At 35.8% G+C, this 23,909-nt stretch carries 20 protein-coding genes; 11 read left to right on the top strand and 9 right to left on the bottom strand.

The genetic code is table 11. The features are described from left to right. The first annotated feature begins 87 nt into the window (after positions 1–87). Positions 88–2,031 (top strand): T9SS type A sorting domain-containing protein, encoded by a 1,944-nt coding sequence (locus BCF58_RS10505; protein ID WP_121462044.1) that lies wholly within the window; start codon positions 88–90, stop codon positions 2,029–2,031. Positions 2,032–2,095: 64 nt separating this feature from the next. Here BCF58_RS10505 and BCF58_RS10500 read toward each other — a convergent pair whose 3' ends face one another. The 5 genes from BCF58_RS10500 to BCF58_RS10480 all read right to left on the bottom strand — a co-directional run bounded on the left by BCF58_RS10500 (position 2,096) and on the right by BCF58_RS10480 (position 7,895). Beyond that, a complete protein-coding gene (locus tag BCF58_RS10500) occupies positions 2,096–4,795 on the bottom strand; it encodes a PD-(D/E)XK nuclease family protein (protein ID WP_121461733.1) in 2,700 nt (899 codons plus the stop codon). Continuing rightward, a complete protein-coding gene (locus tag BCF58_RS10495) occupies positions 4,792–5,328 on the bottom strand; it encodes a DUF922 domain-containing protein (RefSeq protein WP_121461732.1) in 537 nt (178 codons plus the stop codon). The genes BCF58_RS10500 and BCF58_RS10495 overlap by 4 nt, the downstream gene beginning before the upstream one ends. A gap of 4 nt (positions 5,329–5,332) precedes the next feature. After that, positions 5,333–5,740, bottom strand: coding sequence for a hypothetical protein (locus tag BCF58_RS10490; RefSeq protein WP_121462043.1), 408 nt, complete (start codon positions 5,738–5,740; stop codon positions 5,333–5,335). A gap of 62 nt (positions 5,741–5,802) precedes the next feature. Beyond that, positions 5,803–6,438, bottom strand: coding sequence for a 16S rRNA (guanine(527)-N(7))-methyltransferase RsmG (rsmG, locus tag BCF58_RS10485; protein WP_121461731.1), 636 nt, complete (start codon positions 6,436–6,438; stop codon positions 5,803–5,805). 122 nt (positions 6,439–6,560) lie between these two features. Further along, positions 6,561–7,895: a M20/M25/M40 family metallo-hydrolase gene (locus tag BCF58_RS10480; RefSeq protein WP_121461730.1), complete on the bottom strand. Its 1,335-nt coding sequence runs from the start codon at positions 7,893–7,895 to the stop codon at positions 6,561–6,563. Between the two features lie 129 nt (positions 7,896–8,024). Here BCF58_RS10480 and BCF58_RS10475 point away from each other — a divergent pair, with 129 nt between their 5' ends. The 4 genes from BCF58_RS10475 (at position 8,025) to BCF58_RS10460 (ending at position 10,712) form a co-directional block, all read left to right on the top strand. Then, positions 8,025–9,218 carry a pyridoxal phosphate-dependent aminotransferase gene (locus BCF58_RS10475; RefSeq protein ID WP_121461729.1) on the top strand — a complete coding sequence of 398 codons (1,194 nt, stop codon included), beginning with the start codon at positions 8,025–8,027 and terminating at the stop codon, positions 9,216–9,218. Between the two features lie 183 nt (positions 9,219–9,401). Beyond that, on the top strand, positions 9,402–10,034 hold the full coding sequence (locus BCF58_RS10470; RefSeq protein ID WP_121461728.1) for a peroxiredoxin: 633 nt from the start codon (positions 9,402–9,404) through the stop codon (positions 10,032–10,034). A gap of 121 nt (positions 10,035–10,155) precedes the next feature. Further along, the gene (locus BCF58_RS10465) at positions 10,156–10,464 is read left to right on the top strand and encodes a thioredoxin family protein (protein ID WP_121461727.1); all 309 of its coding nucleotides are present in this window, start codon (positions 10,156–10,158) and stop codon (positions 10,462–10,464) included. Next, complete coding sequence (locus BCF58_RS10460; protein WP_100375496.1) at positions 10,464–10,712, top strand: DUF6952 family protein; 249 nt, start codon at positions 10,464–10,466, stop codon at positions 10,710–10,712. The genes BCF58_RS10465 and BCF58_RS10460 overlap by 1 nt, the downstream gene beginning before the upstream one ends. A 467-nt stretch (positions 10,713–11,179) precedes the next feature. Here the strand turns inward: BCF58_RS10460 and BCF58_RS10455 are convergent, their stop codons facing one another. Continuing rightward, positions 11,180–11,869, bottom strand: coding sequence for a Bax inhibitor-1/YccA family protein (locus BCF58_RS10455; RefSeq protein WP_121461726.1), 690 nt, complete (start codon positions 11,867–11,869; stop codon positions 11,180–11,182). A gap of 34 nt (positions 11,870–11,903) precedes the next feature. Next, positions 11,904–12,938, bottom strand: coding sequence for an acyl-CoA reductase (locus BCF58_RS10450; RefSeq protein ID WP_121461725.1), 1,035 nt, complete (start codon positions 12,936–12,938; stop codon positions 11,904–11,906). A gap of 59 nt (positions 12,939–12,997) precedes the next feature. On the opposite strand from BCF58_RS10450, the gene BCF58_RS10445 reads away from it, so the two are divergent. From BCF58_RS10445 to BCF58_RS10420, 6 genes are all read left to right on the top strand, one after another. After that, a complete protein-coding gene (locus BCF58_RS10445) occupies positions 12,998–13,348 on the top strand; it encodes a 4Fe-4S binding protein (RefSeq protein WP_121461724.1) in 351 nt (116 codons plus the stop codon). Between the two features lie 112 nt (positions 13,349–13,460). Continuing rightward, entirely contained in the window at positions 13,461–14,525 is a 1,065-nt protein-coding gene (gene serC, locus BCF58_RS10440; protein ID WP_121461723.1) for a 3-phosphoserine/phosphohydroxythreonine transaminase, read from the top strand. A 120-nt stretch (positions 14,526–14,645) separates the two neighbouring features. Then, positions 14,646–15,611: a D-2-hydroxyacid dehydrogenase gene (locus BCF58_RS10435; protein WP_121461722.1), complete on the top strand. Its 966-nt coding sequence runs from the start codon at positions 14,646–14,648 to the stop codon at positions 15,609–15,611. Between the two features lie 3 nt (positions 15,612–15,614). Continuing rightward, positions 15,615–16,859: a DUF1015 domain-containing protein gene (locus BCF58_RS10430; protein ID WP_121461721.1), complete on the top strand. Its 1,245-nt coding sequence runs from the start codon at positions 15,615–15,617 to the stop codon at positions 16,857–16,859. Between the two features lie 56 nt (positions 16,860–16,915). Next, the gene (locus tag BCF58_RS10425) at positions 16,916–18,319 is read left to right on the top strand and encodes a M28 family peptidase (RefSeq protein WP_121461720.1); all 1,404 of its coding nucleotides are present in this window, start codon (positions 16,916–16,918) and stop codon (positions 18,317–18,319) included. 7 nt (positions 18,320–18,326) lie between these two features. Beyond that, the gene (locus tag BCF58_RS10420) at positions 18,327–19,685 is read left to right on the top strand and encodes a M20/M25/M40 family metallo-hydrolase (protein WP_121461719.1); all 1,359 of its coding nucleotides are present in this window, start codon (positions 18,327–18,329) and stop codon (positions 19,683–19,685) included. A 514-nt stretch (positions 19,686–20,199) separates the two neighbouring features. Here BCF58_RS10420 and BCF58_RS10410 read toward each other — a convergent pair. Together BCF58_RS10410 and BCF58_RS10405 are read right to left on the bottom strand one after the other, a co-directional pair. Then, complete coding sequence (locus BCF58_RS10410) at positions 20,200–21,360, bottom strand: aspartyl protease family protein (protein WP_121461717.1); 1,161 nt, start codon at positions 21,358–21,360, stop codon at positions 20,200–20,202. A 59-nt stretch (positions 21,361–21,419) separates the two neighbouring features. Next, the gene (locus BCF58_RS10405) at positions 21,420–23,897 is read right to left on the bottom strand and encodes an AAA family ATPase (RefSeq protein WP_121461716.1); all 2,478 of its coding nucleotides are present in this window, start codon (positions 23,895–23,897) and stop codon (positions 21,420–21,422) included. Positions 23,898–23,909: the final 12 nt, after the last annotated feature.

Below are 23,909 nucleotides of genomic sequence, written 5' to 3'. Positions count from 1 at the left end.
TGATATTCAATGAATAATTATTGATCCGTTAATATTTTGTTTCATTTATTGAAAGTTTCTAATTTAAACGAAATAAAAAGTATCAATATGAAAAAAATTACTTTCTTTTTACTGGGACTTTCTGCACCTTTCTATTTTGCCCAGCAAGCTGGCGACATTGTGAATGTGGAACAAAAACTGGATCTTACACCACAAGGAGTTGTTAATTTCATTGCCAATAATCTCGGGGAACAAAATGCACCCGATTTTGTAAGTTATCTCAACGGCTTCAATGTTGGGGTAAAAGCGTACAAAATCACTTACTATACCAAAAATGAAAATAATAATCTGGTGAAGGCAACAGGGCTTCTGATGTACCCTAATGTAAATTATAAACTTTCCACGGTAGTTTCAGACCACGGAACTACGGATAGCAGAGATAATGTGCCTTCCAATCTTAAAGGAGTAATGTATGCAGGATTTGTGGTTGAATTGTCCTATGTTTTGAATGGCTATATTGTGATGGCACCCGATTATGTAGGAATGGGAACAGGAGAAGGCGTCCATCCGTATGTACACTATCCTACCGAAGCCAGTGCAACCATTGATTTTGTAACGGCAGCTAATAAAGTTTTGGCTCAACAAAATATAAAACGTTATAATGAATATTTCCTGACAGGCTATTCACAGGGAGCTCACGCAGCAATGTCCACTTTAAAGAAGCTCAACATCTCAAATCCGACGGGCTTGAAGTTCAAATATGCCTACATGGGTGATGGTCCGTATGATTTTTCAGGAGTTACCCTTCAGAAAGGCGTATTGGAGAAGGATGTCTATCCTTTTACTTCATTCATTGCCAATGTTGTGAACACTTGTAATAATACAGGTTATAAAACCTATACAAACAATATTTCAGAAGTAATTTCAGCAGAATATCTGGATAAGTATAATTACCATGTCATTCAGGATAACGGAGGTTTATTATGGGGACCTTTATTATGGAGAAAATTGTTTACAGACAGCTATGTGAATGAAGTATCCAACAATCCGAATACAAAATTAAGACAATGTCTGAGAGCCAACGATGTTTATGACTGGTACAACAAAACTCCAATGACATTGGGACATTCAACCGTAGATTTAGCCATCCATCCGGAAAATACTTCCAAAACAATAGATGTTCAAAGGGGATATTATCCTTGGTGGGATCTTAATAAATACAAACTGGAGGCATTTTATTGGGGGCCTTTAGGACACGTGGGAGGAATTGTTCCGTTTGTTTTGGCATCCAATGCTAAATTCAATACGTTGAGAAGCGGAGGGCTATTCAATGAATGGGCTGCCTTAACTTCAAAGCAATCAGAAAATAGCGCTCAATCATATTCTTATACTTCGCAGATCAAGCCTGAATTACAGGGAATGGAAGTATTGGAGATTACAGACTTCAATAATGAAAAAGCAGATCGGAAAGCAGCTTCCAACAGCCATCTGGCTTCTTTACAAGATGGGATTTATTTATTAAAGGTTACAGATAACCAAACGAATAAGCTTATTCCATACATCAAAAACACCCCGAAAGAAGTAACTGAAAATGAGATTGTAAAATCTGAGAATAATACTATATTAAGCTTGAAAATCGATCAGAATGAATTGTTATCAGTTAATATCTTTGACCAGAACAAAAACCTGATACAATCAGTTTTCCGTGAACAGTATGTGAAAGATGGCGGAATCAACCTAAAAAACCTTGAAAATCAAAATTATACATTTGAAATTGTCTCTCAGTTTTATAACCTGCAGTTCAACAAACAGGTTGGAGATGTTAATGTAAAAGATCATACGGAAATATTTACCGAAAACCGCAGAATCGTAGCCAGAAACAGACATATCATAAAAAATATTGCCATTTACAGTATTTCCGGGGCTTTGGTTCAAAATCAGGATGTTAATAAAGCTCAATTTGAATCCAATACACTGGAACCGGGAGTTTATGTAGTACAAATAACACCTGGCAACGGAAAAGCAACCAACAAAAAGGTAAAAATAGAATAACTAACCTTCTCAATAACAATTTCTTATATCAAATTGGGATGCACTTCAGCAATGAGGTGCATTTTTAGTTGGAATAGGTTTTTACGTTCTCTATAAAATTAATGTCCGGATTCAGAATTTCAAGAATCAAACTTCTGACGGACTTCATTGCATCACTGATATCTCCTTTTTCAAACTGCAGAGAAATGACTCCTTTTCCGGCTTCGGCAAAGCTCCAGATTCCGGTTTCAATAGGGAATCCCCAGAATTCAGGAAGATTTTGGATGATATAATGGTAGATACATAGCTGTAAAGCCTGCTTTCTGTCACTGTTATGAAAATATTCATCCACGTTATCTTCATCGATTTTTACTGTAAGATTTTTAATCTTGGCTGTTTTATAATCAATGATCCTTAAAGTTCCGTTTAAACGGTCTATCCTGTCAATAAAACCAAAGAAAGAAATCTTGTCGGTATTATTTTCATCAAGGTAAAAATCTACATTTTCAAACCTTCTTTCGATGGCAATAATTTCCAGTTTGTTTCCCTTTTTTACCAGATCAAGATCGTGTGTCAATATATTTTGGATCACCTTTTTTGCAATGGCTTTATGGATGAAGTTCATCCCTTTTTCATAAAATTCGGGTTGATGTTTCAGCTTTTCAATAGCGATATCTATATATTGATCTATTTCTTTAATTGATTTTTGTAAATCACTTTCTTTTAAAATCTTACCTTTAAGTACTTCATATATTTCTTGAAGTGAATAATGAACCAGATTTCCATAATTTTTCACGGAAAGTTCCTCTTCGATCTCATCCGTCTCCGAGGTGTTCAAAATCTTGGAAAGGTAAAAATCTATAGGATTATATAAGTAACTTGTAAGGTGTGAAGCAGATACTTTTTTCTTCCACTGTTCGAGTCTCTCCAGAACAATATCCGTTTTGGAAATTTCGATTGGCTGGCTCGAGATAGGCTCTGATGAATTCTCAATGATCAGATGTTCAATTTCATGCGAGCTTTCCATTTCAATCTGGGTAATGAACCGGCTTTTTTCTCCTGTATTCACTCCGGAACTTAAAGCATTATACAACAGGTGAACATTCTTTGCATCCTGGATCAGCCTGTAAAAATGATAGGCGTAGATACTGTCGTTTTCTAAAAACGTATGAAGATCAAAATATTTCCTGATATCAAAAGGAATATAAGTATTCTGTGAATTTCCCAATGGGAGCTTCCCTTCATTCACAGACAGCATGATCACGTTCTCAAAGTTCAAAAGCCTTGTTTCCAATAAGCCCATGATCTGCAAACCCTTCAGAGGTTCCCCCTGAAAATCAATACTTTCTGCATTGATATGCTGATTAATCAGGATTTCCAACGTCTCCATTTTGATTTCAAAATCATAGGGAGTAAGTTGATTTTTGATGATTCTGAATGCATTTTCAAAATGAGAAACATTTTCGTACTGAATATCATCTATTTCAAGCCATTTGATCCGTTGACAGAATTCAATGAGCATATCGAGATACTTATCCACTGATTCAGCTTTCTGAAGAAGATTAAAATAGGAAAGGCCGCCTAACAGTTCCGCTAACAGCTTTTTGGAAATATATACAATATTCCTCTCCTCTATTTTAGCCTTAAAATCATTGATAACATTCTCATCCTCAATAGATTTTGGTAACTCTTCGAGGATAGGAAAAACATCTTTATAATAATAAGAAGATTTATTCTTTTCAAGCTGCTTCTGCAAATAAAAGAGCTGTTTAACTGCATTGGAGAACGACAGGTTTTTCAAAGGAAACCCCATGGTAATATTCAGGTTTTCAACACCGTACATCACATCAAGGCTTGCAGGAAGTAAGTTCTCGTCCAGTAATACAACAGCAGTATTGGAATAGGTAGAGTTATTAATTTCCTTGAAAATTTCCGGCAGTATTTTGGTTTGGGTAACATTTCCCGAAACCTCATATACTTTTATATTTTTAGCTTGATTAAAATCATCTTCGATCCATTCAAAAGCCCGGCTCCCATTAAATTCTTTCCATGTTTTATGATTTCTGAGAAACTTCCCGGCTTCCTGTCTTTCATCATCGAAATAATAATGATCCGCCTGGAAAAAGCATTGCGCTTTATTCCATTGCAAAAGACTTCTTACCAATTTCTCCTCAACAGGTGTAAAAGCGTTAAACCCACAGAAAACAAATTGTTCAGTGGTGCTTTTAGCAAAATGATCAATTCTGGCTTTTGCCGTTTCATGGATCATTCCGGAAGTTGCCCAGTTCTTTTCCTGCAGTCTTTTCTTTAAGACAGGAAGGAAAACATTCATATTCTTCCAGAAATTAAGGAATTTCCTTCTGGGAACATCTTCTTCTTCCCCTAAGTTCTGTGCCCAGTCTTTGATTCTTTCTTCATCAAACATATACTGAAGAACAGCCTGGTCATTTTCCGAAAATTTCAGAATATCATCCCAGTCTTTCTGCAAAGTCGGGAACCATTTTAAAAAATCAGCAAAATCATCGTTGGGAATGAGATTAAGGCTTTTATATACATCAAAGGCAAAAAGCCACAAAGAAATACCCTGAATAGCCTGTTGATCTGCTATCCTATCGATTAACTCCTCAATCGTGTAAAAATTGGGAAGAAACCCCGAATAATTATTCTCCTCTAAAATCTGCCTGATGAAAACAATAGGACGTTTACCCGGCAAAACAATATTAAACACAGATAAATCTGTGTTTTGGATCAATAGTTCGTGGATGATTTTATTAAGGAATTTCAAGAGATCTGGTAACTTTTTAAGTTTTCTAATTCTTCAGCAATCAAGTTATTATATTCCGCCTGTTTATCCTTATCGACTCCATGTTGCGTATCTTTATCATATGCCCTTTGGAATTCGGTATATTCCTTCAATATCCTGTTATAAATCCCCTGAAAGATCCTATTATAATCACCGGATGTTTTCACTTTTTCGGCTACTTCTTTACGGAGCTTTCTGGCAAAAACTTCTGCAATATCAAAGTGCTTCTGCTCATGATTTAAAACATAATCATTGATCTGCTTTATATCTTTCCAGGATTTGTCTTCATTGAAAAAAGTTTCAATTTTAATCTTCACCGGAGATTTAGGATTGGTGGATTTTACAACCGAATATACCCAACCACAATTCGTATAAGCAACTACATTACTCCCTTTCTGATTATTGACATTGCTCTTAAAATTGTTCCAGTTGAGTTTTCTGTTTTCCTGCCAAAGAATTTTCTGTCCAAATAAAGTATTGGCTGTTAATAAACTAATTATAAGAATCCACTTCATTATTTTATTCTACTACTATCGTTTTGGTAATCCATGTATTGTCGCCGCTCCAGAATTTTAACGTGTATGTTCCTACCTGCTGCGGACTGAAATTGATCTGGCTTGCCCCGGAAAACATTCCCTGTGCACAAGGGCCATTGGTAATATATTTATAGGCAGTAACCGTCCTTGTCAGATTATTGTTGTGAATATAATCATAGGCATAAAAACCCTCACATTGAGATGAATAGGTAGAATATGTTTTGATACTCTGTACCGTAAAAACATCCATCGTATCGTTCACAATCTTCACACTGTCTATTTTTACCTTATCTATTGACTCAATGGTCCGATAGTCCTCATTATCGTTACAAGAAGTAAAAAACAACCCTACAACCATTGCAGAAGCCCCAATATTGAGAAACTTTTTCATGACTACATAAATTTTGATCATTAATGAATATTTAGCAAAAATTATTCCTTAATTATGTTAAATTAAGAATTAAAATTACCCTTTGACAGGTAAACTACTTTTTTTGTTTCAAAAAATTCTTCATCAAAATAGTTTTTAAGACTGAAAATCTCACATTTAATTCCGGCAAGCTCTTCAGCAAGGTCTCCGCCTTTTAAATATAAAACTCCGTTGTGTTTGGGATTAAATTGCTCTTTTTCAAATTTTCCTTTCAGCCATCTCAGAAATTCCGGCATTTGGGTAACCGCCCGGCTTACCACAAAATGAAATTTTTCTTTTAATTTTTCCGCTCTTCCGTGAATAGCCGTTACATTTTTCACTCCTGCTCCTTCTGCTACCGCATTGACTACGCTGATCTTTTTTCCGATAGAATCTATTAAGGTAAATTCTGATTCAGGAAATAGAATCGCCAAAGGAATTCCAGGAAAACCGCCTCCGGTTCCTATATCCAACACTTTAGTTCCCGGAGCAAATTCCATTACTTTAGCAATTCCCAACGAGTGCAGAATATGCTTTTCATACAGAGATTCCATATCTTTTCTGGAAATCACATTGATTTTTTCATTCCATTCATGGTAAAGCTCTTCCAGCTTTGCAAACTGTTCTATCTGATTTTCTGTAAGATCCGGAAAGTATTTTAATAGTAACGATGTAGACATGTGAAATATTATAAACCACAAAAATAAGTTTTATTTCACATTAAACCCTTGTAAACTCACCAAAAAATTAAACCATAAAAAGACAAAGCTTTAAAGCTCCGACAAAAACATTTCTTTCATGATTATCGTGCGATAGCCGGAATTACAGGTATACTTAAATTTCCGGTCTCATTCACACTCTGTACCGCAAAAATATAATTGTCTTTCGAAAGCGGAATCTTCAGGGAAAGGTCTTTTGTAAAGATTCTTTTTTGCCATATTGGGCTCTCGGTTTCTCTTACTAATACATAATAGCCCGCAAGCTTTCCTGCTTTTGGTTTTTCCCAATGTAATGTTGTTGAATTAGTAAGCTCCTTCACTTCTATTTCCACTTTTTCAGGCTTTGAAGGAGATTTGGCAAGACTGGCAAGTACAGCAATATTGGCTGCCACATTTTTTTTCAGGTAATTATAGTCTACAAACTCCGGAAGATCACCGTACTGTTTTCCGTTTTCTATCCGTACATCCTGATGCTGCTGATCATAATTTTCATAATATTCGGTAAGTCTCACCGCTGGAAACCCCTGATTCACAAAGCTCGAATGATCTCCGCCACGAAGAAACCTATCATTTCTATATATCAGTTTTATATCAATCTTTACATATTTTTCCGCCACTTCTTCAATATACCGGGCCAATTGTCTTGAATCCCCGTCATTTTCAAGCCCTAGGTTTCTTATACTCATAGCTTTCTTGTCCAATTCCATATAAGGCAATCCCTCACTGAAAACCCGAAGCACACGGTCATTGGTTTCATTGGTTTCCCCGGATTTGGTATTACCGATCATATCGTTATTCAGAACAGCTTCTATTTGCCAGTTTTCTTTTTTAGCTTTTTCCGCCAACATTTTAGATCCCAACAGCGATTGTTCTTCCCCGGAAAACGCTACGAAAATAACAGATGCCGGAAATGAGGATTTGCTTAAAACTCTTGCAGCTTCTATCACTGCGCTCACTCCGCTCCCATCATCATTCGCTCCCGGTGCAAAAGAAGTTCTGTTCATCACATCAGTAACACGGGAATCAAGATGTCCGGAAATCATGAAAATTCTTTTATCATTAGAATCTGTACCTTTTAGAAAAGCAATAGGATTCCCCAGATTAAAGACCTGATCTACACGTTTCCCGTCCGGCTGTATATCTTGCTGCTGCAGATACACTTCCATTCTTCCTCCCGAGTTTTTGGCATAGTCTTTAAATTTTCCCAACACCCAGTTTCTTGCCGCTCCTATCCCCTTATTCTGATCATCCGTAGCACTTAAAGTATGCCTTGTATTAAAACTCACAAGTTTCTTAATATAAGACTGTAGAGAATCTGAATTAACTTCAGAAACGTATTTCTTTATTTCATCATCTTTCGAACGTATTTGTGAAAACACCACGCAAGGAGTAAGGCATAAAAAAAGAAGATATTTCATAGACGATCCATTTTAAAACTAAGGGTTTTAAATATACGAAATTATGTGCGTTGAGAAGTGTATTTTTTCCGGTTACCATTGTATTCAGATTAAGTTTTTATCTATATTTGTTAAAATTCAAAAAAATACATGGACAAACTTTCAGATAGAGTAAAAAGACTAGGTTATTCGCAAACTTTTGTAATGTCTAACAGGGCTAGAGAAATGAAAGCCAATGGAATAGACGTTATCAGCTTAACTCTCGGCGAGCCGGATTTCGATGTTCCGGATAATATAAAACAAGCGGCTTTTGATGCCATTAATCAAAATTACAGTCACTATTCGCCTGTTCCGGGATTTTTAGAGCTTCGCGAAGCAATTGCTTATAAATTGAAAAGAGATAACCATCTTGAATATAAACCTACTCAGATCTGTGTGTCCAATGGTGCCAAACAGGCTATTTTAAACGTTCTCGCAGCTATCATTAATGATGGGGATGAAGTTTTGCTCCCGGCTCCTTATTGGGTAAGCTACGACGAAATGGTAAAAATGATGGGCGGAACATCCATTATGCTTCCGACTTCTTATGTCACTGATTTTAAAGTTACGGCAGAGCAGCTGGAACAAGCCATCACAGATAAAACCAAAGCTATTCTTTTCAGCTCTCCATGTAACCCTTCCGGAGGGTATTATACGTATGACGAATTGAAATCAATAGCGAGAGTGGTGGCTAAATATCCGCATGTGACTATTATTTCAGATGAAATCTATGAATTCATCAATTATGAAACTAAAACCACCTCCATTGCTCAATTCCCTGAAGTATATGAGCAAACGGCGGTCATCAATGGGATGTCTAAAGCGTTTGCCATGACCGGTTGGAGAATCGGGTATTCCGCATGCCCTGAATGGCTGGCAAAAGCCTGTGAAAAGGTGCAGGGACAAATGACCAGCGGAGCCAATACCATGGCACAGAGAGCTTCTATTACAGCCTTGAAGACAGACCCTTCGGAATATAAATACATGATCGATGCCTTTAAGAAAAGAAGAGATCTTATGTATGATCTTATCAAGGAGATTCCAGGATTTAAAGTATTGCTTCCAAAAGCGGCATTTTACTTTTTTCCGGATGTTTCCCATTATATCGGAAAAACATTAGACGGCACTGAAATTAAAAACTCTGATGATTTTGCAATGTTTTTACTGGATCGGGCTCATGTAGGATCTGTAGGCGGGGTTTCTTTCGGAAGTCCGGAATGCATCAGATTCTCGTATGCCACTTCAGAAGAGGATCTAAAGGAAGCCATGAGAAGAATCAAAGAGCTGCTGGAAAAGTATAATTAAAATAATGAATAAATATCCTTATTAGGTTATTAGAAATAACAAAAAGCCCTGAATCAGGGCTTTTTTCTTTATGCTGCTATGAAAAACAATTATAGATTTTATTTATCGAAATCAATTTGTTCGATAGATGAAATATTTTTATATTTGCACCAGAAAAATTTAAAATATAAAAACAAGAAAATTATGTCTTTAGTAGGAAAAAAATTCCCGAATGTAACCATTGATGCAATGTCTGAAATGGGTGATGATCTTAGAATCAACATCTTTGAAGAGTCTACAGCAAACCAGCAAAAAGTTCTTTTATTCTGGTATCCAAAAGATTTCACTTTTGTTTGCCCGACTGAGCTTCACGCTTTCCAGGATGCTTTAGGTGAATTCGAAAAAAGAAACACCAAAGTAATCGGAGCTTCTTGTGATACTAATGAAGTTCACTTCGCATGGTTAAACACGGCAAAAGAAAACGGAGGTATCGAAGGAGTAACTTACCCGCTTTTAGCTGATACTCACAGACAATTGGCAAACATCCTAGGAATTGTTGACCAGGATTTCGAATACAATGAGGATGGAGAAGAAACTTTCACAGGTTCTAACGTAACATACAGAGCTACCTACCTAATCGACGAAACAGGAAAAATTTTCCACGAATCAGTAAACGATATGCCTCTTGGAAGAAACGTAAAAGAGTATTTAAGACTAATTGATGCTTATACTCACGTTCAGAAGCACGGAGAAGTTTGCCCTGCAAACTGGGAAGAAGGAAAAGAAGCAATGAAAGCTGACAGAAATTCTACAGCAGAATATTTAGCTAAAAACTAATTAAAATTAATATAACAATGTAGCAATCTAACAGTATAACAATTTTAAGATTCGTTTTTTAATTGTTAGATTGGTAAATTATTAGATTGCTACATTGTTTATTTTTTCTAAAAATAAACTTATGTACACTGAATTAACAGAAGATACGCTACAGCATATTGTGAGCGACAATGAGAAAGTGGTGGTGCAGTATGGAGCAACATGGTGCGGAAACTGCAGAATTATGAAGCCGAAATTCAAAAAACTAGCATCTGAAAATGATGACATTCCGTTCTTATACGTAGATGCTGAGAAATTACCTGAAAGCAGAAAACTGGCTAAAGTGGACAACTTACCTACTTTCGCTATTTTCAAAAACGGGGAATTGGTGAACCAGGTTCAGTCTAATCAGGCGGAAAGTTTAATCAACTTATTTAATGAATTAAAGTAATGAAATTACCGATCATCAGACAGTTTTATCAAAATCAGACACCTGAAAACCTTGAAAAAACCCTTGAAGTACTGGAGAGCTTCTGCGAATTCAGAGGAACCAGTGAAGAAGACCTGAATGTTGCCGGAGAATTAATCACCAATATCTGCGGAGCATTAGAAGTTCATGCTAATGTTCAAAACGGAATGAGTGAAAAAGATGCTTTAAATTCTTTTGCCCAAAAGGTTTTAGGATCTATTGATAAGTAATTGCTTAAACAATTAAAAGATTGAAAGATTGAAAGATTTAAGCATTAAAAAATTCTAAGAATTACTTTCTTACAATAAAAATCCCGATGAAACACATCAGGATTTTTTGGGTTATAAATTCCCTCTCTTCCTAATAAACTTTGCATTATCCATATTTATCGCAAAATTTTATCTAAAAATATTTTATTGTTAAGGTGCAAAGAATAACGATTTTGTCGCTGATGAAGCCCACTTTTTACCATCAATTTATTGATTTCGTCTTTGCTGACTTATATTCGTAACTCTCATTTTATTCCTTTGCGTTAAAATAAAGAAGTTAATACTAAAGCAAATATCTAAATAAAAAAATCCCGATGAAAATACATCAGGACTTTTTAAATTTATTAAAATGAATTATCAATTTCCGTGAGAACTCATAACTCATCACTTATAACTTATAACTCATAACTCATAATTCATCACTAAAACTAGCTTCTTCTGCTCATTAAAATTCTCAGAATATACCAGAACAACAACATAATGGAAGCAAAAAGCTGTAAAGAAGCTCCCACATACTGACCTGTTGTATAGGAATCCTTAAGCTTACTCGTTTCATACAAAATACTTGCAGAAGCCAGAATCACCATTCCTACCGAAAACCAAAGACCAAGGTTAAACCCGAAAATCGCTCCCGCTACAATCAATCCTATAGAAAGGAAACCTCCTATAATAATGATGTTTCTTAAAAAAGAAAAATCTTTTTTGGAAGTAAAAGCTACTGCCGATAATCCCGCAAACATAGCAATAGTAAGCATCGCTGCCTGAAAAATCATAGTTCCCCCTCCTGAATATCCGACAGCAATATAAAGCAACGGCAGGAAGATCACAGCTTCAAGCAGAATATAAAATCCTAATCCTAAATACTGTGTTGATCTACTTTGAGATAAAGACCATTTATTAGCCAGGATGGATGCTAACCAAAACACACCAATAATAAGCAGCCAGGTATATTTTTGAGCGAACATTAAACTAATAATTTCCACCGGAACCACATTGATCAAAACCGTTTCCACACCAATGAATGCAAGAATTGCCAATGCAACATGCCAATACGTTTTTTTGTAAAAATCCGCCTTCTCAACATCTGAAGAATGGGCGACTAAAACATCTGTCATCATAGTTATTTTTTTATTTTTAAATATATTAAATTAATTAAATCACCTCCAAAAATTTCATCGTATCCACATTGTCCGCATAGGTATCCAAACCGGGACATTGCGCTTCACCAAACGGAATTGAATCCAATCCCAATTCCTCCCTAGCCACTACACATTGAATATTTTCTTCATTTTCAGCTATGAAAACCTTCACTTCATCCAACGCATCATATCTGCTGAAATTGATCACGGAAAGCGGACTGAACAATTTATCATCCTCTTTCAGCATCACGAAATTATTATCCCAGAACTTTTCCTGATTCAACAGGTAAACGGCTCTGTTATAGTCATAGTTATTGGCATATTTATTATGATTGATAATATCCTGGAATCCTATGAAGCTTTCAAATAACCTGTCGATCACAAAATCCTGCGGAATGAAAACCCTCGTCACATTTCTGCAACCTAATCCGAAATACTGGAAAATATCTTTGGCCAAAAGCTGCAGCTCTTCTTCTGTTTCATCACCCTTTAAAACCGCTACAGAAGTTCTGTTTTTACGGATAATATTCAAACGGTCTTTAAAATAATATTCCAGGTATCTTGCCGTATTATTGCTTCCTGTTGCAATTACCGCATCGAAATTCTCCAGTTTTTCCACAAACTCAAATTCAATTTCGTTTCCGGAGAATTCATTCCATTTTTTCAGTAAAAAAGGAATCATATGCCGGTCCTTTGATGATAATTTAATGACCGGAATATGGTTACTCAACACCACGGAAATCACATCATGCAATCCCACCAGAGGAATGTTTCCGGCCAGAATCAGGCCTACCCTTTTTGAAATTTTGGATACAGAATACTCTTGAAGCCAATTCTTTACATTTTCTTCAGTCAATAAATCAGCCCACTGCTTTAAAGCAAATTTCTGATTCTCAATAGTGAACCACGGATTTTCCATTTCAGACTTCTTTAATAATAATTCAAATTCAAGATCACCTTCATTATAATCTTCAGAATTTTTTATTAAAAACGCTTTAATATATCCACTTAGCTCAGAAAGTCCTAAAACTCGATTTTCAATACTCATAATTACTTTAAAATTGGGGAATATTTTGTAATTTTGTGCAAATTTAAAAAAAATTAGCGATGGCTATTAAAATAACTGATGAATGCATTAATTGTGGAGCCTGTGAACCGGAATGCCCGAATAATGCAATATATGAAGGAGCCGTAGATTGGAAAGCTTCAGACGGTACCACATTGAAAGGCACTGTAACATTACCGTCAGGATTAACGATAGATGCGGATGCGCCTCAGGAACCCGTGAATGACGATGTCTATTTCATCGTAACAGATAAATGTACGGAATGTAAAGGTTTCCATGAAGAGCCACAATGTGCAGCCGTTTGTCCGGTAGACTGCTGTGTTCCGGATGAAGACCATGTAGAGTCTGAAGAAGCTTTACTTAATAAAAAAGCATTCTTACACGGTGAATAAAATACGCCGTCTCAGCCAGTATGAGACGGTTTTTTTAATTATATATAAATCTGATCAATACAATATAAACAAAATCACAGGTTCGCAAGTCCTGTAAAAAACAAAATAAAATATGAGCAAAAAACACAATTTTAGTGCAGGTCCGTGTATTTTACCACAAGAAGTATTTGAAAAATCAGCAGAAGCTATTCTGGACTTCAACGGTATCGGCTTATCTCTTTTGGAAATTTCCCACCGAAGTAAAGATTTTGTTCCGGTAATGGACGAAGCACGTGCGATTGTAAAAAGACTGATGAATCTTGGGGATGAATATGAAGTTTTGTATTTAGGGGGCGGAGCAAGCCTGCAGTTTGCTATGGTCCCTTACAACCTGTTGAAAGTAGGTGGTAAAGCTGCTTATTTAGATACGGGAACATGGGCTGCCGGAGCCATTAAAGAAGCTAAAAAAATAGGGACAGTGGATGTGGTAGGTTCTTCCAAAGAAGCTAACTACTCTTATATTCCGAAGGATTATACGGTATCTTCCGAGTATGATTATTTCCACTGTACTTCCAATAATACAATTTACGGAACTCAAATGAAGACTTTCCCTGAAGTGGATACTTTAATGGTTTGTGATATGAGTTCAGATATTTTCTCCAGACAACTGGATTTCTCAAAATTCGATCTGATCTATGCCGGAGCCCAGAAAAACATGGGACCCGCAGGAGTTACTTTGGTAGTAATTAAAAAAGAGATTCTTGGAAAAACAGGCAGAGAGAATATGCTATCCATGTTAGATTATTCACAGCATATTGCTAAAGAATCCATGTACAATACGCCACCTGTCTTTCCTGTGTATGCATCTTTACTAACGCTTCAGTATTTGGAAAGAAACGGAGGAATTGCAGCTGCGGAACAAAGAAATGAGGCAAAGGCAAAGCTTTTATATGATGAAATCGACAGCAATCCTTTATTTGAAACATTCTGCGTGAAGGAAGACCGCTCATTAATGAATGTTTCCTTCAAAATCACCGACGAAAGCAAGAAAGAAGAGTTTGATAATGCATGGAAAGCAGCGGGAATCAGCGGTTTGAACGGACACAGAAGCTTAGGAGGTTACAGAGCGAGTTTATACAATGCTTTACCGATTGAAAGTGTTCAGGTTTTGGTAGACGTCATGAGATCAATCAAATAATTAAATCATTAAAAATCAGAAGATTGCAATATAAATTGGAATTATTTTAAATTTCTTAATTTGCGCCAATTTAAAATGTAAAATATTTCAGTCTTCATTATTTAGATTATCATAAAAGCCATGAAAGTTTTAGCCAACGATGGAATCTCCTTAGCCGGAGAGCAAGCTTTAAAAGAAGCAGGAATAGAAGTTCTGAATAACCGTGTTGCCCAGGATCACGTTATTAAATTCATCAATGAAAATAATGTGGATGTTCTTCTGGTAAGAAGTGCAACCAAAGTAAAACAGGATATTATTGATGCGTGTCCCGGCCTTTCTATTATAGGCAGAGGCGGAATCGGGATGGATAATATAGATGTGGAATATGCCAGGAGCAAAGGAATAAAAGTAATCAATACTCCGACTGCATCTTCAAAATCGGTGGCGGAACTTGTTTTTGCTCACTTTTTTTCACTGGCAAGATTCCTTCATGAATCGAACAGGTTGATGCCGCTGGAAGGGGAAACCCATTTTAATGCCCTGAAAAAGTCATTCCATAATGCGTATGAGCTTTCAGGAAAAACATTGGGAGTTATTGGCTTTGGAAGCATCGGGCAGGAAGTGGTGAAGATGGGGATCGCTCTGGGAATGAAGGTAAAAGTTCTGACCAGAAAGCCCAGAACAGAAGTTCTTACATTAAGTTTTTTTGACGGACAAACCGTGAACTTTGAAATAACTTCTACCAATGATACGGATGCATTCCTTAAAGACGCGGATTTCATCAGTATCAATACTCCTAAAACTAATGAATATATTATAGACACTCCACAGTTTGAAAAAATGAAAGATGGTGTTTATATTGTGAATACGGCAAGAGGTGGTGTGATCAATGAAGTTACACTGCTCGATTTTATTGAGTCCGGAAAAGTAATGGGGGCAGCCTTGGATGTTTTTGAAAATGAACCGACTCCGGAACTTCCGTTACTGATGAACCCTTCCCTGTCTCTTTCCCCTCATGTAGGAGGAAATACGGTGGATGCACAGGAAAAAATCGGCCTTGAACTTGCAGAACAAATCATTAAGCTAAAAAAAGAAACTATACAATAATATATGCCTGTTTTTAAACCTTTTCGCGGAATACGACCTCATAAAGACCTTGAGAGTACTTTCCCTACTCATCCCCTGGATAATTTCACCCAGGAAGAAATTGCAGAGAAAGCTCAAGTAGAAGATACTTACATCCATATGATCAAACCTTATGTGGTAAGTAAATCTAAAGATATTGACCGGAATTTAAGAAAAATCCGTTCTACCTTCGAAGAACTCCTGGAAGAGAAAAAACTGGTTCAGGACAATTCGGCTTATTATCTTTATGAGCAGATCTATCCCAGCAAACAGGTTTTCAGGGGCTTGCTTGGCTTGGCTAGTATTGAGGATTTCTGGAGCGGAAAGATCAAAAGGCATGAAAGCACCATTCCTCAGAAAAAAGAGAAGCTGGCTCATTATCTGGAAAAAGTAAACCTGCAGGCAGAACCCGTTCTTCTGACATATCCCGCCAATTCAAAAATTGAGCTGTTGATGAATCATGAAGAGAAAAACGTTCCGATTTTCAATCATGTGGACTCAAAAGGGATCAGGCATAAAATCTGGAGAATTGATAACCGTTTAAAGCTGCAGCAGTTTAAAGAAGTTATCGATCAGATCGATTCTTTCTACATTGCAGACGGGCACCACAGAATCGGTTCCACTGCTTTGAATGCCAAATATCAAAAAGATAAAAACAAAAGGCATAACGGTACGGAACCGTATAATTTTGTATATAGTTTCATCGTTTCCAATCAATCCATCAAAATCCATGATTACAACAGAATGGTAAAGGATCTGAACGGATTATCCACTGAAGAGTTTTTAAAAGCACTTGAACAATATTTCCTGATCCATGAAAAAGGTGAAACTCCGTATTTCCCTTCCCAGAAATTCCATATTTCCATGTACCTGGACGGGACGTTTTACTCTCTTCACGTGAAGCACGATCTCCGTTCCACGGAAATGTCTCTGGATAATTTGGATCATCATCTTTTAGATAAGTATATTTTCAAGAATATCCTGAAAATTGAAGATCCGGACAGCTCTGAAAAGATTTCCTACGTAAAAGGGAATTCTACTATTGCCGGGATTAATATTTTAAAAGAAAATATTGATAACGGTGAAGGTAAAGTGGGCTTCGGAATCTATCCGGTGAGTTTTAATGATATGATTAAAATTTCTGATCTTAAATTAAGTATGCCTCCAAAATGTACTTTTATTGAACCTAAATTGATTACAGCATTGCTAATGTATGATATGAAATCCTGATAAATTACTATTTTTTCCCTATTTTTATGCACGGAAAAGATAAGTGTAAATAAAAAATGAAAAAAATATTCATTCTAATACTTCCACTCTTTTTGGGTGGATTTTTATTTTCTCAAAAAAAGCCGCAAAAAAAACTCACCAAAGTACCTGTAGCCAAATTTAATTACCACGAGGAATTCAAAAAGATTTCAGACGAAATCATGACCCAAGGAAAGGCATATGATAACCTTGGCGAATTGACAAAAGGTATCGGTTCCCGTTTTAGTGCGACTCCCGGGTATGCAAAAGCTGTAGAATGGGCTGAAAAGAAGTTCAAGGAAATCGGTATAGAAATGATCTGGAGACAGGAAGCCAAGGCTCCGGTCTGGGTAAGAGGACGGGAATCTTTGCAGATAAAAGCCGGAAACGGAGAATGGAAAAATATTAGAATGCTTTCTTTCGGAAACTCAGAAGGAACAGGAGGAAAGGATTTGATGGGTGAAATCGTTTTAATTAATTCTACTTCCGAGCTTAACCAGATGTCTGTAGGACAATTAAAAGACAAAATTGTTTTCGTTAATGTTCCGATGGACCCGAAAATCATCAATACAAGTGATTCCTACTTAATTGCCGCCAAATCAAAATTGATCTCCGCTTCCGTGATCGCTAAAACAGGAGCGAAGGCATTAATTATAAGATCATTAACAACAGCCAACAATGATACGCCCCATGCTAAAATGATTTACTATGAACCGGATGACAAAGCCAAAATTCCGGCTTTATCAATTGGCACAAAATCCGCAGACGAACTTGAAAAAATACTCAAAAAACAAAAAGTCACTGCAAAAATCAACATGACTGCGGAATCCAAAGGAGAAATCACCAACCCTAATATAATTGCTGAAATCCAGGGTAAAAAAGATTCTAAAGTCATTGTTTTAGGAGCTCAGTTAGATTCATGGGATTTTGGAGAAGGTGCCATTGATGACGGAACGGGAGTTGTGCAGTGTATCGAGGTTTTAAGAACTCTGAAAGCGCTTGGCTATGAAAACAATCACACCATCCGGGTGGTTTTATATGCCAACAGCGAAAACGGCGGACAAGGCCGTGAAGTGTACGCTGCTTACGTAAAAAAGAAAGAAGAAAAGCATATTTTCGCCTTGGGAACCGATGCGGGAGGATATTCTCCGCGGGGGTTTTCATTGGACATGGCTCCGCAAAGAAGGAAACTGGTTTTTGCCTGGAAAGAGTATTTCCTTCCCTATGGCGTGTATGATTTTGACCAAACAGAAGCAATCCAGGATATTTCCCCACTCAAAAAGCTTGATATCCCTTTGGCAGAATTAGTGGTGGACACTCAAAGGTATTTTGACTACCATCACTCCGTGGAGGATACTTTTGACAAGGTGAATAAAAGAGAGCTTTTATTAGGTGCTGTTGCCATGACACAAATGATTTTAATGATTGATAGTAATTGGTAAAATTAATATGAAAAAGTTATTAGGTACTTCAGTATTGCTTCTTGGTATGGCCGTATCCGGTCAGGCAAAAGAAGATTCGGTACAATTCAGTAAAATTTCCTTAGAGATTTTAAACAACGGAAAAGGATATACGGAGCTTAAGGATTTAACCAAAAATATCGGGCATCGTCTGAGCGGTTCTGCAGCCTACGAAAAGTCGGTTCAATGGGCAGCGCAGAAGCTTCGTGAGGCAGGAGCGGATAAAGTATGGCTTCAGGAAGTGATGCTCCCGGTCTGGGAAAGAGGGAAAGAATCTCTTCATATCCAGACTTCCAACGGAAAATGGAAAAGCTTAAAAATGCTCTCCCTTGGAAATTCCGAAGGAACGGGCGGAAAAGATGTTTCCGGGGAAATTATCATGGTAAAATCGCTGGAGGAATATGAGCAGCTTCCGGCCGAAAAGGTGAAAGGAAAAATTGTTTTCTTCAACCATGCTTTCAACCAGGGATATGTGCAGACTTTCCTTGGATATCGCGATGCGGGAGTTTACAGAAGGACTGCAGCTTCTTTAACAGCCAGGAAAGGCGGTAAATTTGCCATTATCCGTTCTCTCTCATCAGCTTTTGATGATGTTCCGCATACCGGTGCCATGAAATATGACGACGGTGTTGCCAAAGTTCCGGCTGTAGCCATCGGAAATACCACGGCCGATGAACTGGAAGCTCTTTTAAAGAACCAGAAAATTGCGGCTAAGCTTAATTCCAACTGTGGAATGAAGGGTGAAAAACTCTCCCACTCCGTAATTGGTGAAATCACAGGTAAAAAAGATAAAAACGTCATTGTTGTGGGTGGCCATCTGGATTCCTGGGATGTAGGTGAAGGGGCTCATGATGACGGAGCCGGAATCGTTCAGAGCATTGAAGTCTTAAGAACCTTCAAAAAACTAGGCATTAAAAATAATCATACCATCAGAGTCGTTTGCTTTGCCAACGAAGAAAATGGGCTTAAAGGCGGATTACAGTACGGGAAAACAGTAAAGGAAAGCGGTGAAAAACACCTTTTTGCCATAGAATCAGATGCGGGAGGATTCTCACCAAGAGGAATTTCCCTGGAAATGGATGATGCCAGAAGAAACCAGATTATAAGCTGGGGGCATCTTTTCCTTCCGTACGGCGTTTATAACTTTGAAGGCAGGTATTCGGGAGCGGATATCTATCCGCTTCGTGATATGGGTGTTCCTACCGCTGAACTGGTCCCTGATCCTCAAAGATATTTCGATATTCATCACACCGAAGAAGATACTTTTGAAAAGGTTAACCGGAGAGAATTACTCCTGGGGGCAGCCGTCATGACCCAGCTCATTTATATGATCGATAAGAACTGGTAAATATATTGAAACCGCCCTGAGAGGCGGTTTTTTTTGTTTCTTATTGTAGATTTTAATCTAGATCCCTGTAGAACAATGTCGACATTTCAAAAAAACTCACGTCATCTTACACTTATTTTTATTAATCGGATTTACCCATTGTATGAATAAAACGATATCAAATAAACTGTTCTCTGTAAATAACCAAAATACAAAACCTAAAAAGAGAATTAATTACATTCCGATGTTTTCCGGCACAGAAAAAAAGGGTATCAACTTGGCACAGAAGTGGTTAAATAATACTCAACACACAAATGATGAAAGATACCGATTACCCGGATTTTTCATAACTGCATTAAACGGGCAGGTCTGCTTCACTTACTTGCCCAGCAATGCAGATCTATCAAAAAGGCACTCATAGCAATTATTTAATATTATTTAAAAAAACCATCCCTCTTCGGGATGGTTTTTTACTAAGTGAATACAGATCTTCAATATCCGGAATATCCGGCTCGGCATCACTTCCAAAAAAATATTATTTCAGGTACTCTTTTTTAGTCAGCCTGATATCCATTATATTCCCGTTCCTTTTTACCTTCATAGTAAGAGATCTTGCATCTTTTTCCACCCTGTTAATGAAATAGTGGCATGAGGTTTCCTTATCCAGGTTTTCCAAAGCAACATTATTGATGCTGATAATGGAATCTCCTATCTGAACCGGAAAATGATCTTCTTTAAAAATATAGGAAACCTCTGCTTTTCCGTCAATGAAACGATATCCGAACCCGAAAGACTCAATTTTGGCTTCGGTTTCCTTTATACGCTTCATATAGACTTTTTTATTCTTCCAGTCCATAATGAAAGAAAAATTCTGGAAAAACTCATTCCCGATAATATTGGAATTCCCCGTCATGATCACTTCATTCATAAACCTGGCATTTCCTAATGGAAGCTCATTCGTTTTGAAAATATGATTGGTCTCCGGTTTTCCGGTCCCATACGCTCCTACTGCATTCACCCCATAGGTTTCAATGCTTTTGCTTACAGATGAAGGATAATAATTTTCCGTAATTCTGATCCTTCCCGTAAACCCGGTATCGAAAGTAAGATTAACCTTCTGGCCTGAAATTTTCGTTTCAACGATAGGCGTTTTCTGAGCTTTAAAATCAAACGGAAGAATGGTTTCATAACCGTTAAGGTCAAAACGGGACAGGTCTTTGGTAGCTTCCAATGAGTTTTCAGAGTAGTTGACTCTCCAAAACAGTTTCGCCATCTGATTAGCTCCGATGATTCCATCAATCTTGAAGCATCCTAACTCGGAATTATTTAAATCAATCACAATTGCTCCGATGTTTTTAAAAACCACTTGATCAATAGTCATTTCCGGAAGCTGGGTAAAAATCTGTTCCTGCTTGTTTTTCTGGGAATCCTTTACATTACTTTTATGCTTTTTCTCCAGACCCAGTTCTGTGTAAATAGCACTGGAAATCACCGTCGGGGCTCCGGAATCGAATAGGAAATTATACGGTTTTCCTTTAATACTCACCTTCACAAAAGGCAGGTTGCTCACATATTGTAGATTGATCTTTTCAACCGGATTTTTAAGCTGGACTTCTCCGCTATCAAAAAACTTCTTCCCTTGTGCCGCTGTATGAATGACGCAAAAAGCAAAAAATAAGTGTAGAATCTTCTTCATGGGGCTATTTTTTGCTAAAATAAGGGATTATAAATTAATAAAGAAAATAAAATACTTTATTATAGCTTACTTTCTATTCTTAATATATCCGCATTTAACTGTTCATTTATATAATCTAAAGGTTTGCCAAACATATTAAATACACCTACTGCTTGTCTATTTTCTTCTTTATTTAAATAATTAACAAATTCTTTTACAGTTTCAACTCTAGCTTTCAAGTCTCTTAGCCCTTTATTATCCGACAAAGGAAAAACAGATTTAATCTTACTAAAATATTCTTGTGAAAAAATTGGAGTATCCTGCAATACTAAATCTATATAATGAAACCTTTTTATTAATTCTTTATAATAATAATATCCTTTAGATGAAATACATAAATCAATTTCAGCATCTAAATTTCCAAACTCTATATCTGTTATAAGTTCATCAGACTCTAGTAAGTTATAATCTAATAAACGTTCTATTGAAGAAATAATAATATTAGTTCTATAACCAATTTCCTTAAAAATTTCTATTATCTCTGAGAAAGAAATATATTTATTTGCAATTCCTTTAGTCTCATAAATATCATAAAATTTTTTTAGAATATAATAATTTATAAAATGATCGTTTGAGTCTTTCGGAGGGATAAAAATATTATTAACAATACTAAATTCCGAGTTATAATATAATTTATTTTGTAATCCTAAAGATTTTACAAATTCATGAATGGGAATTATTTGTTTATTTACTCTATCTACTTCTTTATAAACTTCTCTTAAGATATAATTACTGACATCTGTATGTCCTGAAATTAAAAATTGTTTAAAAACCCTAAGTCCTTCACGGATATTAGGGTAAGTTGTAAAACTCAAATAATTAATTAAATCACTATTATAATCAGAAAAAAGCGAATCTTTTAATCCAGATAAAAATTCAATAACTTTTTGATTAGGCATTTCAATTTTAATCCCCCTACTTGTAACCGAAGAAGCTTTGCCCTCAAAATTATTTAAATGTTCTAAAGTATAATTTATACGCTTTAGTAAAACTTCGGAATATTTAGGTGCAGTAATGTGATAGACGTTAGATTCATATGCATCGAAAGGGGGTCTGTTTCTCCATTTATAATAGTAGCCTTCTCTTAATGAAAAGATAACTCCACAATTGGAATTCCTTGATAATGAATGAGAAAATAGGAAAATTTTTTCTTGAATTAATATTGAATATTGATCGGCATTATCTATAATTACAATCATCCTTTTTCTTCTTTCCCTAATTAAATAATTGTTTAAATACTCTAAATGTTTTGAGTAATCCTTTAAATTTTCAGATAGATATTCTGTTAATAATCTATTATATGTGTCTTCGTCTTTATCTTTAACAAACATCCAAATGCTTTCATCATTTTGTTTTATTTGTTTTTGATAAATTCTTTTCAAAGCTTTGAGGCTGTGAAGTTCCAATTCTGAATACTTATCTGTAAGTTTTTCATATATTTCTTTAGAAATATTTGTTGGTTCAAATGATTTATATGCTTCATAAAATTCTCTAAAATCAATATATACAGTTAAATGATTTTCTGAGAATTCATTATCACGTGTTCTAAATAAATGATTTATAAAAGTAGTTTTTCCCGCTCCTTTAGTTCCTATAATAATTATCGGTTTAGGAGATTTAGGACTCTTAATATTAATCTGATCATCGCTTATTTCTTCTACAATTTGGGAAACTATACTATTTGTATTAATTGCTTTAACAACATTTGCCATTTGAGGAGCTTTATCTGCAAATAATCTTTCTATCTCATCCCGGTTTTTCTTTGATTCTATATTTTCAACAAAACATTCCTTTATAAAATTTAAATCATCTTCTTGTTCTGTAGAAAAAATTTCTCCAAAAAATTTATCAATTATAGGAGACAATTCTGAACTTAAGTTATTTCTATCAATCTCTTTATCTCTCTGAATCAATGTGGACAATATTGATTTTGCTTCTAAATCAATAGGAATATAATCATATTTAAAACCTCCATTATTTATTAATGAGTATTTTGACAAATTCTCATAAAATTCAACAAATCTATTTTCTATATCTTCTATACTATGAAAAATTAGACATATATTTTCTTTCCAATCACTCCCATTAGTATTAAAAAATTTTGATATAATAAATTGTTTACCATTAGTTATTACCCCATAAGGCAATCCAATATCTACACAATAGTTTCTAATTTGTTGAATTACATCATTATTTTCACGTAATATGGATTTTATTTTTACTTTAGTATGGCTTGAAGGAAGAATGAATTCTTTGTGATTCCTTTTTGCTTCAATTACAAAAGAAATTGATGGACAACTAACTTTATAATCAAAATAACCAGATTCTAATTTCCCTTCTCTTTTGATATCTGATTCACTCCACCCAAGTATATTAATTAGGTAATTATCAATTATTTTAGATCTTGTATCCGACTCATTATTATCAGATTTAATGAAGTTATCAATATTATTTTTGACATTTTCAAACATAAGTAAAGACTGATCGATATTATTCATATTAATGATTTT

It is taken from the genome of Chryseobacterium defluvii, assembly GCF_003634775.1.
Lineage (GTDB): Bacteria > Bacteroidota > Bacteroidia > Flavobacteriales > Weeksellaceae > Chryseobacterium > Chryseobacterium defluvii.
The sequence above is the reverse complement of the archived record's forward strand: the minus strand, read 5'-3'. Positions and strand labels throughout refer to the sequence as shown.

Excerpts from the sequence above, each read along its gene's own strand:
- BCF58_RS10505 (WP_121462044.1), top strand. The coding sequence starts at position 88 with ATGAAAAAAATTACTTTCTTTTTACTGGGACTTTCTGCACCTTTCTAT.
- BCF58_RS10495 (WP_121461732.1), bottom strand. The coding sequence starts at position 5,328 with ATGAAGTGGATTCTTATAATTAGTTTATTAACAGCCAATACTTTATTT.
- BCF58_RS10490 (WP_121462043.1), bottom strand. The coding sequence starts at position 5,740 with ATGAAAAAGTTTCTCAATATTGGGGCTTCTGCAATGGTTGTAGGGTTG.
- rsmG (WP_121461731.1), bottom strand. The coding sequence starts at position 6,438 with ATGTCTACATCGTTACTATTAAAATACTTTCCGGATCTTACAGAAAAT.
- BCF58_RS10480 (WP_121461730.1), bottom strand. The coding sequence starts at position 7,895 with ATGAAATATCTTCTTTTTTTATGCCTTACTCCTTGCGTGGTGTTTTCA.
- BCF58_RS10475 (WP_121461729.1), top strand. The coding sequence starts at position 8,025 with ATGGACAAACTTTCAGATAGAGTAAAAAGACTAGGTTATTCGCAAACT.
- BCF58_RS10470 (WP_121461728.1), top strand. The coding sequence starts at position 9,402 with ATGTCTTTAGTAGGAAAAAAATTCCCGAATGTAACCATTGATGCAATG.
- BCF58_RS10465 (WP_121461727.1), top strand. The coding sequence starts at position 10,156 with ATGTACACTGAATTAACAGAAGATACGCTACAGCATATTGTGAGCGAC.
- BCF58_RS10460 (WP_100375496.1), top strand. The coding sequence starts at position 10,464 with ATGAAATTACCGATCATCAGACAGTTTTATCAAAATCAGACACCTGAA.
- BCF58_RS10455 (WP_121461726.1), bottom strand. The coding sequence starts at position 11,869 with ATGATGACAGATGTTTTAGTCGCCCATTCTTCAGATGTTGAGAAGGCG.
- BCF58_RS10450 (WP_121461725.1), bottom strand. The coding sequence starts at position 12,938 with ATGAGTATTGAAAATCGAGTTTTAGGACTTTCTGAGCTAAGTGGATAT.
- BCF58_RS10445 (WP_121461724.1), top strand. The coding sequence starts at position 12,998 with ATGGCTATTAAAATAACTGATGAATGCATTAATTGTGGAGCCTGTGAA.
- serC (WP_121461723.1), top strand. The coding sequence starts at position 13,461 with ATGAGCAAAAAACACAATTTTAGTGCAGGTCCGTGTATTTTACCACAA.
- BCF58_RS10435 (WP_121461722.1), top strand. The coding sequence starts at position 14,646 with ATGAAAGTTTTAGCCAACGATGGAATCTCCTTAGCCGGAGAGCAAGCT.
- BCF58_RS10430 (WP_121461721.1), top strand. The coding sequence starts at position 15,615 with ATGCCTGTTTTTAAACCTTTTCGCGGAATACGACCTCATAAAGACCTT.
- BCF58_RS10425 (WP_121461720.1), top strand. The coding sequence starts at position 16,916 with ATGAAAAAAATATTCATTCTAATACTTCCACTCTTTTTGGGTGGATTT.
- BCF58_RS10420 (WP_121461719.1), top strand. The coding sequence starts at position 18,327 with ATGAAAAAGTTATTAGGTACTTCAGTATTGCTTCTTGGTATGGCCGTA.
- BCF58_RS10410 (WP_121461717.1), bottom strand. The coding sequence starts at position 21,360 with ATGAAGAAGATTCTACACTTATTTTTTGCTTTTTGCGTCATTCATACA.
- BCF58_RS10405 (WP_121461716.1), bottom strand. The coding sequence starts at position 23,897 with ATGAATAATATCGATCAGTCTTTACTTATGTTTGAAAATGTCAAAAAT.